Raw genomic sequence first — 13710 nt, forward strand, 5'->3', positions numbered from 1 at the left:
GAACGCTCTAACCGGCTTCCTTGCCGGTTTCCTTGCGCTTCGGCCGCGGCGGCCCTTCCACGGGCGGCAGCGATTTGAGGTACTCCGCCATCGCCGCAATATCCGCCTCGGACAATTGCGAGGTGTTCTTGATCACGCGGGTCATCGCGCCGCCGACGCTGTCGCCGTCGGGCAACTCGCCGTTCTTGAGGAAATAGGCGATATCCTTCGTGCTCCATTCGCCGAGGCGTTTCTGGGTGATGTTGGGCACCCAGCCCTCGCCTTCCGGATTGGGCCCGCCGGCGAAGCGCTGGCTGGCGATGATACCGCCGAGCGCGTTGCGCGGGCTGTGACATTCGGCGCAATGGCCAAAGCTGTTGACGAGATAGGCGCCGCGATTGAATTGCGGCGACCTGGTGCCGTCGGCAACGAGCGGCTTGTCGTCCAGAAACAGGAATTTCCAGATGCCGACATTGCGCCGGATGTTGAAGGGGAAACGCATGTCGTGATCGCGCACCTTGCCGGCCACGGGCGGCAGCGTCTTCAGGTAAGCGAAGAGATCGAGCACGTCCTCGCGCCTGGCGTGCTGGTAGGAGGTGTAGGGGAAGGCGGGAAAATAATGCTGCCCGCCCGGCGAAACGCCGTGCATCACCGCGTTGACGAAGTCCGCCTCCGTCCATTTGCCGATACCGTCGTTCGGATCGGGCGAGATGTTCGGCGCGTAGAACGTCCCGAACGGCGACTTGATCGCGACGCCGCCGCCGAGCTTGACGCGATCGGGCTGGTCGGGCGTGGCATGGCAGGACGCGCAGCCTCCCGCGTTGAACATGGTCTCGCCATTGGCAAGGTTGGCCACATGGGCCGGCGCATTGCCCGCGGCGGCCACCATGGGCGCGCTGAGCCACCAATAGACGCCGAGGGCCGCGACCAGTGCGAGCAGTCCTGCGAGAATTGTTCGTTGCAGCATGCGGATCCATTCACTCGTCGCGGCGAACCTAGGGCCGATGTCGTCGCGGCTCCAGCCACGAAGAATTTAGCCCGCCCCGCCCGGAAACGGGAATAAACTGAAATGCCGGCTGTTGGAAGGTTGGCAGCCCGAACGGGTTCAGCAGGGAGAACGTCATGAACAAGACCGTCATTGCCGCCTTAGCGCTCGGTGCCATCGCCTTTGCAGCTCCGGCCAGCGCCGAAAAGCTGAAAGCAACGCTCGACGGCAAGTCCGAGGTGCCGGCGACGACCAGCAGCGCCACCGGAACCGCCGATCTGAATTATGATGCCGCCAGCAAGAAGCTGTCCTGGACGGTCACCTATTCCGGGCTCTCAGGCCCCGCCACCGCCGCCCATTTCCACGGGCCTGCCGAAGCCGGCAAGAACGCCGGCGTGGCGGTCGCGATCCCGAATGCGGCCGCCAGCCCGGTCAAGGGCGAAGCGACGCTGACCGACGCGCAGGCCGCCGATCTGCTCGGCGGCAAGCTCTACATCAACATCCACACCGCGGCCAACCCTGGCGGCGAGATCCGCGGTCAGGTGGCGAAGTAAGCCGCAACGCTGCTTCGTTGCGCGAAGGCCGGGCGCAGGAGGGGCGTCCGGCCTTTTCGATTCCGCTCCGCGGTTCAAGCCGCGTTCAGCGCCTGCGTGAGATCGGCGATCAGGTCGGACGGGTTCTCGATGCCGATCGACAGCCGGATCGTGGAATCGAGCACGCCGATCTTCCGGCGGATGTCGGCGGGCACGCCGGAATGAGTCATGGTTGCCGGAAGGCTCGCGAGCGACTCGGTGCCGCCGAGGCTCACCGCCAGCTTGAGGATCTGCAGCGCGTTGAGGAATTTCACTGCTGCGTCCTTGCCGCCGACGATGTCGAACGAGAATGTGGATCCAGCACCGAGACACTGCCGCGCAAATACACGTCCGGCCGGTGAAGCCTCCTCGTGATGACCGAGATAGTGCACCTTGGCCACCTTGGGGTGATCGCGCAAGAAATCCGCCACGAGGCGCGCATTCGCATCGGCCCTCTCCATGCGCAGGCTCAGCGTCTCGAGCGAGCGGCTGATCATCCAGCAGGAATGCGGATCGAGCTGGGTGCCGATGGCGCCGCGCAGCGCCTTGATGCCCTTCATGATCGCCTTCGAGCCGAGTGCGGCGCCAGCGATCAGGTCGGAATGGCCGCCGACATATTTCGTCAGCGAGTACAGCGACAAATCCGCGCCGTGCTCGATCGGCCGCTGAAACACCGGCCCGAGCAGCGTATTGTCGCAGGCGATGATCGGCGTGTGGCCCTGGGCCTTGCCGATGGACTCGGCGATGCGGCGGATCATGGCGACGTCGACCAGGCCGTTGGTCGGGTTGGCGGGCGTCTCGATCAGGATCATCGAGACGCGGCCCTTGGCCATCGCCTCTTCCGAGGCCTGCCTGACGCCCGCTTCGTCGATCCCGTCGGCAAAGCCGACCGCGCCGATCGACAGGCGCGCAAGCGTGTTGGTCAGCAGCGTCTCCGTGCCGCCATAGAGCGGCTGCGAGTGCAGGATGACGTCGCCAGGGCGGACGAAAGCGAGGATCGTGGTCGCGATCGCCGCCATGCCGGACGAGAACAGCGCGCAGCTCTCGGTACGTTCGTAGACCGCGAGCCTGTCCTCGACGATCTCGCTGTTGGGGTGGTTGAAGCGCGAATAGACCAGGCCCGCGCCCATGCCTTCCGGCGGCTCACGCCGGCCGGCGACGTAATCGAAGAAGTCCTGCCCGTCTTCGGCGGTCTTGAACACGAAGGTCGAGGTCAGGAACACCGGCGGCTTGATTGCGCCTTCCGACAGTTGCGGATCATAGCCATAGGTCAGCATCAGCGTCTCAGGATGCAGCATGTGATTGCCGATATGCGTCTTCGACGGGAACGGTTTGACCATGGCCTGTCTCGCTGTTGATTGAGATCCTCGCCGCGCGCTGGAACTCCCGCTGTCATAAGACAGTCAGGAACGAGATACGCCTTATCGCATCAACGTCGCGGCGTTGCTGCGAAGATAACCCCTCCGAGCATCATCCGTCAGACCTTGCGGACAGAAAAAGGGCGGCTGCTTTCGCGACCGCCCCTCATGATTCCTGTAGCCCGGATGGAGCGTAAGCGTAATCCGGGATGGACTTTCAACTCGGATAGAACCCCGGATTGCGCTTCGCTGCATCCGGGCTACGAAGCTTTATCCGAGCTACGAGCCTCAGCCGTTCTTGACGCGGTAGGTCTCGTGGCAGCCGCCGCATTCCTTGCCGATGGCAGGCATGTTCGCTTTGAGCGAGTCGAGATCCTTGATCTTGCCCTTGGCCTCGCTGACGATCTTGGCAAAGCCAGCGATCTTGGCGTCGAAGCCGGCTTTGTCCTCCCAGACCTTCGGCGAGGTCGAATAGTCGCCGTCGAGCTTCACGCCCTTGGCGCTGGCCGGAAACAGGTTCGGCAGCTTCTTGGCGGTATCTTCGAATTGCGCCAGCGCGCTGTCCACCGTGGCCTGGTCGTAGGGCTTCTCGCCCTTCACCATCGCCGACATCGCGCCCGCGTTCTTGCCGTTGCCTTTCATGAGCGTCTGGACCTCCTTGACGGAGTCCTGTTGCGCCCAAACCGCGCCCATCCCGAGCAGCAGCGCGCCCCCAACGATCAACACTCGCTTCATTCGCAAAATCCCTTTCCTCGATCTCAGGATCGTGCCGACCCCTCCATGGGCCAACACCGATTGGCAGATTTCATTCCCGCCGGAGCGCGACGAAAAATCGTCGCACGCCGGCTGATGGGTGTGCAAACGCGTCCGCTCCGCAAAACGGGTGCCGCGTTTGCCGGATACTATAGGCTGTGACGGCGATGGTGCTCGCTGATCGCGATCCACACCCGCTCAGGGGTCGCCGGCATGTCGATGTGGTCGATCTTGTATTCGCGCCAGAGCGCATCGACGATGGCGTTGACGACGGCCGGACAGGAGCCGATCGCGCCGGCCTCGCCCGCCCCCTTCACGCCCATCGGATTGGTCTTGCAGGGGACGTTGGCGGTCTCGAACACGAAGGCCGGCCCGTCCGCCGCCCGCGGCAGCGCATAGTCCATGAAGGTCGCGGTGATGAGCTGGCCGTCGGTCGGCCCGTAGACCACCTGCTCCATCAGCGCCTGGCCGATGCCCTGCATGGCGCCGCCATGCACCTGGCCGGCCAGCAGCAGCGGATTGAGCGTCTTGCCGAAATCGTCGACGATCACGTAGTTGACGATTTTGATGATGCCGGTGGCCGGATCGATCTCGACCTCCGCGACGTGGGTGCCGTTGGGATAGGTGCCGTCGGCGCTGGCAAAGGTCGCGCTGCCGTTGAGCTTCGACGGATCGACGCCGGGCCGCTTGGCGAGATCGGCGAACGAGATCGAGCGGTCGGTGCCGGCGATGCGCACGATGCCGTCGGTGATCTCGAGGTCGCCGGCGCTGGCTTCCAGCGCCTGCGCCGCGATCTCCTTCAGCTTCGAGCCGAGCTCGCGCGTGGCCCGCTCGACGCTGACGCCGCCCGAGGGAATCGAGGCCGACCCGCCGGTGCCGAGGCCCGTTGCGATCTCGTCGGTATCGCCCTGTCGGACGTGGACGCGCTCGGGCGCGACGCCGAACTGCTCGGCGACGATCTGCGCATAGGCGGTCTGGTGGCCCTGCCCGCTCGATTGCGTGCCGATCAGCACGGTGACGTCGCCATTGGGATCGAGGCGAACGTTGGCCGTCTCCTCGCCCATCACGCCACAGACCTCGACATAGCTCGCGAGCCCGATGCCGCGGATCAGGCCGCCCTTCTTGGCCGCCTTGGCGCGCTTGGGAAACTCCTTCCACTCGGCGATCTCCATCGCGCGCTTGAGATGCGCGGCGAAGTCGCCGGAATCGTAGACCTTGCCGGTCGCGGTCTTGTAGGGCAGCGCCTTCGGCGGGATGAAATTCTTGCGGCGGATCGCATCCGGCGTCATGTCGAGTTTTCGCGCGCAGGCATCGACGAGGCGCTCGATGACATATGCCGCTTCGGGACGGCCTGCACCGCGATAGGCATCGACCGGCACGCTGTGGGTGAAGATGGTGCGCACCCGGCAGTGGAAGGCCTGGATGTCGTAGAGGCCCGGCAGCATGCCGGCGCCGCCATGGGGAATATAGGGCCCGAAGGTCGACAGATACGCGCCCATGTCGCCCATCAGGTCGCAGTCCATCGCGAGGAACTTGCCGTCTTCAGTCAGCGCCATCTTGGCGGTGGTGACGTTGTCGCGGCCCTGCGCATCGCCCATGAAATGCTCGGTGCGGTCGGCCGCCCATTTCACCGTCTTCTTGAGCTTCTTGGCCGCAACCGCCATCAGGGCGTATTCGCGGTACGGGAACAGCTTCGTGCCGAAGCCGCCGCCGACGTCGGGGCAGATCACCCGCATCTTGTCGGTGGGGATGTTGAGCACGTTCTGGCAGAGGATGTCGCGCAGGCGGTGGCTGCCCTGGCTGCCGATCGTGAGCGTCAGATGGTCGCGCTTGGCATCGTATTCGCAGACCGCCGCGCGCGTCTCCATGAAGCTCGCGACCACGCGCGGATTGACGATGGCGATTTCGGCCACCGCATGCGCCTTGGCGAAGGCCGCTTCGGTCGCCTTCTTGTCGCCGATCGAGACGTCGAACAGCACGTTGCCGGCCTTGTCAGGCCAGACCTGCGGCGCGCCCTTCTTCACGGCGTTGACGACGCCGGTCACCGCCGGCAACGGCGACCATTTGACCTCGATCGCCTCGATCGCGTCGCGGGCCTGGTCGATGGTCTCGGCAACGACGAAGGCGATGGAATCGCCGACATGGCGCACCTCGTCCTTGGCGAGGATCGGGTAAGGCGGGCCGGTGAAGGGATCGGTCTCGAGATTGAACAGGCACGGCAGGTTGCCGAGATTCTTCACATCATCAGCGGTCAGAATCAGCGCGACGCCCGGCAGGCCGCGGGCGCGGCTCGCATCGATGGTGTATTTGGCGTGCGCATGCGGCGAGCGCAGCATCAGGCAGCGGAGCGCGGCCTGCGGCGCGTAATCGTCGGTATAGCGGCCCTTGCCGCGGATGAGCGCGTCATCCTCCTTGCGCAGCACGCTTTGGCCAACGCCGAACTTGATGGGAGCCGCCATTTGAAATTCCCGTTCTCATGGTTGTTTTGCCGGCATATTGCCGTGGAAAAACTGGCAAGGCAAACGGGTTTAGGCAAGCACATGGGTCGCAGGCCGGGAAAGCACCGCGCTTCGCCTGTCAGAGCGGGATGGGGCGGAACGGCCGCAGCGCGGTCATTTCCCTGTGAAGATCGATGATCCTGCGGGCGTCCTCAGCTCGCTCGGTCTCGGCCAGCTGTCCCGCATAGGCGACGCGACGCACCACCGCTGAGGATCGAAACGTCCAGTATTGTGACATCAGCGGATTGATGAACAGCTCGTTTCCGCTGGTCCGGTTGGTGGCATGATAGTTGCCGAACTCGCCTCGCAGTGCACTCGCGATCGAATTGCACACGATGCTCGGATGCTGCGGCTGGCGCTGGTTGGCATAATCCACCAGATCGAGGAAGGCCTCGGCCTCCCTGCTGCCCTGCGGCAGCGAGAACATGCCGAGAAATCCACCATCGCGAATCAGCTGGGCTGTGTTCTCCAGGAACGCGTGATGCGAGACGCCGTGATAATGGTCTACGCCGAAACCGATTGCGGCGAGCAGCACCTTTTCGCCCGCGGCCTGATCGGCAGCCACGAGCGAGACAGCGTCTTCGACGACGCTTCCGACGCCGGGCTCATCGCCGAAGACGAGACTGTCGGTCCCGCCGTCAACCAGGATCACGGCATCGATCTCATGGGAATCGATGATCTGGCGATACGCCGCCGCGAGCGGTCGAACACCGCTTTTCGCGAAAGCGTAGATCGGCACGAGCTGCTCGCGGCGACCGAGCCATTCAGCCAGCCACTTCTCCGGGAAGCAGGGAATTTCGGCTGCGCGCTGATCGACGCGCCAAATCGTCTCCCCGACACGCTCGCCGCCGCATAGCCATAAGTTCGTGAAGGAGAAGCTGGCGAACACCACCTCCTTACCTCGCGCCGTCAGATGCTGGGCGAGCGGGACCCCGGCGAAAACGTCGAAGCCACCGCCACAGCCTGCAACAAGCACCTTGCTTGAGTGCTCGAGTCGTTCAAGGAACGGAATCATGCCTGAAGAACTCTAGGGTTGATCACCTATATCGCGCCCCGGCTGTAGAGACCCGCCATGCGGTCTCGCAGCCTGCCGATAGCACGTTCCGGCGCGATGGCGTCAATCTCGCCACGCGTCAAGCCGATATCGGTCAGCTCCCTGTCGCTCAGGTCGTGCAAGGTGGGCTGCGCGTTCTGGCGCCGCTTCAGAAACGCAAGCCAGGCTCGCTTGAGCAAACCGAGAAGGCCTGCCGTTGATGCCGCCGTTGGTCTGCCAGCGTCGTTGTCCAGCGCCTTGGCCGACGCCTTGAGGCGCGCGGCCAAGGCCTGATCGATCGCATCCTTCGCTTGCACGATGGAGAGACTAGGGCCGCGCCTTGCGACCTCGCCCTCGATCCCGGGTGAGATGTCCGTTAGTTGTGGTGGCATCGTATGCTCCTGCTGTTGTGCCGGCAAGGAGCGTGGCCAATGAAAAGGCCCCGTCCGATGCCGGCGGGGCCTGGTGGAAAAGATGTCGTCGTCGAATTGCTAGCGCACGACTCCTCCCACGGCCCAGCCGAAGCGGGTCATGTGGTTGCGGTTGACGATGCGCGAGCGTTTAGTCATGCAGCGCTGATATCACGGCAATCGCACAAAATCAAGAGATGTGGAGAGGTTGCATGCATCCTTGAGGCGAACACCTCGTTTCGGCGGATGCATCGTCCAAGGCCTCGGATCGCCTTCCGTAGGCAGGCGCTCCAGCGGAATGGGCGAGCGATCTCGATGCTTGCCGGCTGCTACTTTTGCTGAATACGACCGAGATAATCGACGACAGAGAGGATGCGCTTTCGCACGACGACTTCCGGACTTTGCTCGGGGCCGGCTTTCTGCCAATAGGACGGATCGACATAGTGAGGCAAATTGACGATGGGGTTGAATCGTTCTCCCCAGATCGGCATTTCACGCGTGCCGTGGGCGGGAATCGTCTTCATACCATCAATGACTTCATAGACAGTGTTCGTTGGAAACACGCCGTTGTTCTTTTTGGCCAGGATCGTCAAATCGGGCGGCGGTGTCTTGAGCTGATCACTGACCGGTCCTTTGCCCCTGGCATCCGCACCATGGCAACTCGCGCACGAGGACTGAAATTCCAACTTGCCGACGTCGGGATCTTCAGCCTGAGCCGCCGCGGCGAAACCAGCGGCAAGACCGGCAATGATCAGACATTTCACAGCAGATTTCACCATGTCCTGCTCCCCCCGCCTGGCCGGCAAAACTAGCCGCTTCGCCCGCCGGGAGTTTGACTCACATCAAGACTGGCTTCCAGCCTAAAGGTTGCGAAAACCTGTCGCGTACGATCGGTCCGCGCCTAACCGCGCACCAGCGAGACCAGCCAGTTGCGGCCGAACAGCACGAGGATCGCGAGCGCGTAGACAATAGTGCTCCCGACGGCCAACAGAACAACGTCAATTCATCCCGGAAGTGCATCGAGCCCAGCGAGGCACCGCTGAAGTGCGCAATCAGCCAGAAGGCGGCGGCGAGGACGATCCCGGTCAGCAAAAATTTGCCGAGCGACATCAGCCAGGCGCGGTCCAGCACGAGAAAGCCGCGCCGCACGGCGAAGAACAGCACCAGCAGCAGAATGTTCGTCAGTTGTGGTGGCATCGGATGCTCCTGCTGTTGAGCCGGCAGGGAGAGTGGCCACGAAAAAGGCCCCGTCCGATGCCGGCGGGGCCTGGTGGAAAAGATGTCGTCGTCGAATTGCTAGCGCACGACTCCTCCCACGGCCCAGCCGAAGCGGGTCATGTTCGAGAGGTTGACGTTGCGCACGGATTTGATCATGAGGCGTCAGTACCACGGCGATCGCACAAAATCAAGAGATGCGCGGAGGCTTGTTGCATCCTGGAGGCGAGCCCCTCATGCTGACCACGTTCCAAGCGCGTTCTGCTGCGGGCAAACTTCGCAGGTCCTGATGTCGATCCGAAAGATCATTTTGCTGAACGCCCTGCTCGTTTCGAGCGTTGGCGTATTGGGCGTGCTGACAGACGAGCCGTACTGGCGAGCCGTAGGACATGCCCCATGGCTCTACGACTATTTTTTCTGGCTGGCGCTGGCGCTTAACGGACCGTCCGGCTTCCTCGCTGACTACGCGGCCTGGCTCGCCATCGATAGCTTCCATCTCCATCGGCAAATGCGGGTGCTGGCGGAGCACGAATGGCAGTTTGCCATTCAGTATGCGCTTTGGCTTTTGCTTCTCTGGCCCCAGTGGCAGGCCTACGATATTCTCGTGCGCTGGTGCAGAGGTCATCCCCATCGCGAGGCCGCGCTCCGCATGGCGGCGTTGAGCATCGCCTTGGTTGGCTGCGTCTGGGCTTACCAATCCTGGCAACCGAGCCACCGGGTCGGGCTCTTTTTCATCGATCGCTTTTTTTGGGTTGCGCGCGCGATCGGTCTCGGACTCTCAGGTATCGTCGTCCTTCTCTATGGCCAACTGGAGCAGGTCCGCACTTCGCAGGTGAAGCGGATCTGACGAACCTAATCGATACGCGCCTAGCCGCGCACCAGCGCGACCAGCCACTTGCGGCCGAACAGCACGAGGATCGCGAGCGCGTAGACGATCGTGCCGCCGACGGCGAGCAGGACCAGCATCAATTCATCCCGGAAGTGCATCGCGCCCAGCCAGGACCAGCTGAAGCGCGCAATCAACCAAAACGCGGCAGCGAGGATGAGGCCGGTCAGCACGAACTTGGCGAGCGAAAGCAGCCAGGCGCGGTCGAGCACGAGAAAGCCGCGCCGGACGGCGAAGAACAGCACCAGCAGCAGATTGGTCCAGACGCCGACGGCGGTGGCGAGCGCGAGGCCGATCTGCGCGAGCGACCCCATCAGGGCGACCTTCAGCGCGACATTGACCGCGATACCGGTCAGCGACGCCCGCACCGGCGTCGCTGTGTCCTTGCGCGCGTAGAAGGTCGCGACCGCGCTGCGGATCAGCACGAAGGGGATCAGGCCGATGGCATAGGCCGCGAGCGTGCCGCCTGCGGCCACCGCATCGGCCTTGGAGAATGCGCCGCGGGCGAACAGCGCGCGCATGATCTCGTCGGGCACGGTGAGGAAGGCCGCGACGAACGGGATCGAGAACAGCAGCGTGAAATCGAAGGCGCGGCGCTGCGCCTTCATCGCGCCGTCATGGTCGTTGGCCGTGATCCGTTTCGACATCTCCGGCAGCAGCACCGTGCCGATGGCGATGCCGATGACGCCGATCGGGAGCTGGTTGAGCCGGTCGGCATAATAGAGCGCCGACAGCGCGCCGGCGGGCAGGAAGGTCGCGATGATGGTGTCCGCGAACAGCGCGACCTGCGTGCCCATCGAGCCGAGCGTCGCGGGGCCCAGTGCCTTGAAGAAACCGCGCACGTCCTCGTCGAGCTTCAAAGGCGCAAAGCGCGGCAGGCCGCCATGGCGCGCGAGATCGCCGGCCAGCAGGAAATATTGCAGGAAACCGGAAATGAGAACGCCCCAGGCGGCGGCATGGCCCGCGGTCGGAAACCAGACGGCGACCGCCAGCGTCATCATCATCGCGACGTTGAGGAAGATCGAGGCGGCCGCGGCGCTGGCAAAGCGCTGCATCACGTTGAGCATGCCGCCGTAGAGCGTCACCAGGGTGATCAGCAGAAGGTAGGGAAAGGTGATCCGGGTCAGTTCGATCGCGAGCTTGCGCTGCTCGGCGTCTTCGGAAAAGCCCGGCGCCAGAATGCTCATGGCTTGCGGCATGAACAGCCAGGCAACGATCAGCAGCACCACCTGCGAGGCCAGGAGCAGCGTGAAGATGCGGTCGGCGAACAAATGTGCAGCCGCCTCCCCCTTCTCGCCATGGACATGCGCATAGGCCGGCACCCAGGCGGCGTTGAAGGCGCCCTCGGCGAAGATCGCACGAAAATGATTGGGCAGCCGCAGCGCCACGAAAAAGGCGTCGGCCACGGGGCCGGCGCCGAGGATCGCCGCGAGCATGATGTCGCGGGCAAACCCCGTCACCCGCGAGAGCAGCGTGTAACCACCGACCGTGAAAATGCGTCCGAGCATGCGTCTGTTTTAGAGACTTAGCGAACAGAGGTCGAATGCATCTTGCGATGCGCATTACTGAGCCCTCTCCCCTTGTGGGAGAGGGCGGCGCCGGAGGTAGACACAAACTCACTCGGGTGAGGGGTCTCCCTCGCAGCATTCCGTGCGGAGAGAGACCCCTCACCCGTCTCGCCGCTTCGCGGCGAGCCCCCCTCTCCCACAAGGGGAGAGGGGAAGAAAAGCAAGCTCAGCCCGCCAGCGCGCCTTGCACGGCGGCGATCACCCGCTCCTGGTCGGCTTCGGTCAGATAGGCATGCATCGGCAGGCTGATGACGTCCTGCGACAGGCTCTCGCAACCCGGCAGGCCGCCGTCGGCGACCGGATAGTGCTTGTAGGCGGTCTGCTGATGCATCGACTTGCCGTAATAGATCGCGGTCGGCACGCCCTGGGCCTTCAGCGCAGCGGCAAAGCCGTCGCGATCGGTGCCTTTGGGAAGACGGATCGTGTACTGCGCCCAGACCGAGGTATTGCCGGGCGCCAGGCGCGGCACGGTCACGACATTGGACAGCCCACGCGCGTAGCGCTCCGCCACCCTGTTGCGGGCCGCGATCTCGTCGTCAAAGATCTTCAGCTTCTCGATCAGTACCGCGGCCTGCATGGTGTCGAGCCGGCCGGTCAGGCCGAGGCGGACGTTGTCGTATTTGTCGACGCCCTGCCCGTGCACGCGGATGCTGCGCAAGGTCGCCGCGAGCTCGTCGTCATCGGTGAAGATCGCGCCGCCGTCGCCGAAGCAGCCGAGCGGTTTAGCCGGGAAGAAGCTGGTCGCGGTGGCGAGCCCGAAGGTGCCGAGCTTGCGGCCCTTGTAGCTGGCGCCAAAGCCTTGAGCGGCGTCGTCGAGCACGAACAGGCCCTCGGCCTTGGCGATCTCGGCGATGGCGTCGTGATCGGCGGGCTGACCGAACAGGTCGACCGGAATCACCGCAACCGGCTTGAGGCCGGCCTTGCGCGCGGTCGCGATGCCGCGCTTGAGCGAATCCGGGCTCATGTTGAAGGTGGTCTCGTCCACGTCGACGTAAACCGGCGTCGCGCCGGTTCGCGCCACCGGCGATGCCGTCGCGATGAAGGTGAAGGACGGACACAGCACGGCATCGCCGGGCCCGACGTTCTTCGCCATCATCACCATCAGGATCGCGTCGGTGCCGCTGGCGCAGGCGACGACGTGCCTGGCGCCGCTGTAGGCCGCGAGCTGCTTCTCGAGTTCGAACACCTCGGGGCCATTGACGAACTGGCAATGGTCCATCACGCGCTTGACGGCTTCATCGAGCGAGGCTCCGAGCCGGCGGCGCTGCGAGGCGACGTCGATGAAGGGAATGGGTTCGGAACGCAGATGCTGGTTCATGACGCCTTGCTGGTTTTGAGCGGTCGACATGGAAAGGGATCAGCCGGCAACGCGGCGCGGGCCCTTGAGGGCGGGCGATTTGGCCGCGGGCCGCGACGGCGTCTCGAGGCACTGGGTCGCGATCTCGAGGCTGGCGACGCCCTCGTCGCCGGTGACCGCCGGCGTCTCGCCGTTGCGCACCGCCTTGAGGAACGCGATCAGCTCGGCGCGCAGCGGCTCGTCATGTCCGACCGGCAGATGCCGCATCGAGTAGCTGCCATCCGGCTTGAAGCCGAAACATTCGGTGACCTGGCGCGTCAAGAGATCGCCCATCACGTATTTGCCGCGGGTCGCGACCGTGACGCTGCGCGCCTTGAACGGCGTCAGCCAGTTGGTGTTGATGTGCGCGAGCACGCCGTTGGCGGTGCGGAACTGCAACAGCGCGATGTCCTCGCGCTCGGCGACCGCGCTCGACAGCTGCGGCTGCACCTCGACGATGTCCGATTCGGTGAACCAGCGGATCAGGTCGATGTCGTGCACGGCGAGGTCGATGACGACGCCGACATTGGACATACGCGGCGGGAACGGGCCGACGCGGGTGATCGCGATGGAGAGAATGTCCTCGCCCGCAATCGCCTGCTTGACGGCGGCGACCGCCGGATTGAAGCGCTCGACATGGCCGACCATCAGCGTCACGCCCGCCTTGTGCGCGGCGGCGACGATCTCGCGGCCCTCCGCCACCGTGGAGGCGATCGGCTTCTCGACCAGGACATGGATGTTCTTGGCGATGCAGGCGAGCGCGACCTCGTGATGCAGATGGGTGGGAGCCGCGATGGTGACGGCGTCGACGCCGGCGGCGAACAGCGCGTCGAGCGTCTCGAAGCTCGGACAGTTGGCGAGCTCGGTCGCGCGGGTGCGATGTGCGTGTGAAGGATCGACGACGCCGACGAGGTTGACCCCGGGCAGGCCGCTGAGCACGCGCGCATGGTTGCTGCCCATCACGCCGGCGCCAATGACACCGACGCGCAAGCCGGCCTTTGCCGGTGCAGATCCTTTGGAACTCATCTGAGTAAACCCCGATTCAACGCAAATCCCCGGCGCGCTTCTAGCACGGACGCCACATTTGTGGCGAATGCCGCCCTCGCGGCCCGGACAC

13 protein-coding genes are annotated in these 13710 nt (G+C 64.3%); 2 read left to right on the plus strand and 11 right to left on the minus strand.

Going from position 1 to position 13710, the window contains the following annotated elements; all coding sequences use genetic code 11:
- Nucleotides 1-7 precede the first annotated feature (7 nt).
- The gene (locus TSA1_RS16815) at nt 8-946 is read right to left on the minus strand and encodes a c-type cytochrome (RefSeq protein WP_100177332.1); all 939 of its coding nucleotides are present in this window, start codon (nt 944-946) and stop codon (nt 8-10) included.
- A 155-nt stretch (nt 947-1101) separates the two neighbouring features.
- On the opposite strand from TSA1_RS16815, the gene TSA1_RS16820 reads away from it, so the two are divergent.
- A complete protein-coding gene (locus tag TSA1_RS16820) occupies nt 1102-1518 on the plus strand; it encodes a CHRD domain-containing protein (RefSeq protein WP_100177333.1) in 417 nt (138 codons plus the stop codon).
- Nucleotides 1519-1592: 74 nt separating this feature from the next.
- On the opposite strand, the gene TSA1_RS16825 is transcribed toward TSA1_RS16820, so the two are convergent.
- The 7 genes from TSA1_RS16825 to TSA1_RS16855 all read right to left on the minus strand — a co-directional run bounded on the left by TSA1_RS16825 (nt 1593) and on the right by TSA1_RS16855 (nt 8785).
- Nucleotides 1593-2876, minus strand: coding sequence for a cystathionine gamma-synthase family protein (locus tag TSA1_RS16825; protein ID WP_100177334.1), 1284 nt, complete (start codon nt 2874-2876; stop codon nt 1593-1595).
- A 306-nt stretch (nt 2877-3182) separates the two neighbouring features.
- The gene (locus TSA1_RS16830; RefSeq protein ID WP_100177335.1) at nt 3183-3629 is read right to left on the minus strand and encodes a c-type cytochrome; all 447 of its coding nucleotides are present in this window, start codon (nt 3627-3629) and stop codon (nt 3183-3185) included.
- Nucleotides 3630-3796: 167 nt separating this feature from the next.
- On the minus strand, nt 3797-6106 hold the full coding sequence (locus TSA1_RS16835; RefSeq protein ID WP_100177336.1) for a xanthine dehydrogenase family protein molybdopterin-binding subunit: 2310 nt from the start codon (nt 6104-6106) through the stop codon (nt 3797-3799).
- Nucleotides 6107-6224: 118 nt separating this feature from the next.
- Complete coding sequence (locus TSA1_RS16840) at nt 6225-7160, minus strand: DUF1152 domain-containing protein (RefSeq protein WP_100177337.1); 936 nt, start codon at nt 7158-7160, stop codon at nt 6225-6227.
- A 26-nt stretch (nt 7161-7186) separates the two neighbouring features.
- Nucleotides 7187-7465, minus strand: coding sequence for a DUF1127 domain-containing protein (locus tag TSA1_RS16845; RefSeq protein ID WP_245448309.1), 279 nt, complete (start codon nt 7463-7465; stop codon nt 7187-7189).
- A 452-nt stretch (nt 7466-7917) separates the two neighbouring features.
- Nucleotides 7918-8367 carry a c-type cytochrome gene (locus TSA1_RS16850; RefSeq protein ID WP_100177338.1) on the minus strand — a complete coding sequence of 150 codons (450 nt, stop codon included), beginning with the start codon at nt 8365-8367 and terminating at the stop codon, nt 7918-7920.
- 58 nt (nt 8368-8425) lie between these two features.
- Nucleotides 8426-8785, minus strand: coding sequence for a hypothetical protein (locus tag TSA1_RS16855; protein WP_245448311.1), 360 nt, complete (start codon nt 8783-8785; stop codon nt 8426-8428).
- Between the two features lie 307 nt (nt 8786-9092).
- Here TSA1_RS16855 and TSA1_RS16860 point away from each other — a divergent pair, with 307 nt between their 5' ends.
- Nucleotides 9093-9650 (plus strand): hypothetical protein, encoded by a 558-nt coding sequence (locus TSA1_RS16860; protein ID WP_100177339.1) that lies wholly within the window; start codon nt 9093-9095, stop codon nt 9648-9650.
- A gap of 20 nt (nt 9651-9670) precedes the next feature.
- Here TSA1_RS16860 and murJ read toward each other — a convergent pair whose 3' ends face one another.
- The 3 genes from murJ to TSA1_RS16880 all read right to left on the minus strand — a co-directional run bounded on the left by murJ (nt 9671) and on the right by TSA1_RS16880 (nt 13619).
- Nucleotides 9671-11197, minus strand: a complete 1527-nt coding sequence (gene murJ, locus TSA1_RS16865; protein ID WP_100177340.1) for a murein biosynthesis integral membrane protein MurJ — start codon at nt 11195-11197, stop codon at nt 9671-9673.
- A 226-nt stretch (nt 11198-11423) separates the two neighbouring features.
- Nucleotides 11424-12575 (minus strand): DegT/DnrJ/EryC1/StrS family aminotransferase, encoded by a 1152-nt coding sequence (locus TSA1_RS16875; protein WP_174719308.1) that lies wholly within the window; start codon nt 12573-12575, stop codon nt 11424-11426.
- A 39-nt stretch (nt 12576-12614) separates the two neighbouring features.
- Nucleotides 12615-13619: a Gfo/Idh/MocA family protein gene (locus TSA1_RS16880; protein WP_100177343.1), complete on the minus strand. Its 1005-nt coding sequence runs from the start codon at nt 13617-13619 to the stop codon at nt 12615-12617.
- Nucleotides 13620-13710 lie beyond the last annotated feature (91 nt).

Origin of the sequence: Bradyrhizobium nitroreducens, from assembly GCF_002776695.1 — a bacterium.
In the GTDB taxonomy this organism is placed as follows: Bacteria; Pseudomonadota; Alphaproteobacteria; order Rhizobiales; family Xanthobacteraceae; genus Bradyrhizobium; species Bradyrhizobium nitroreducens.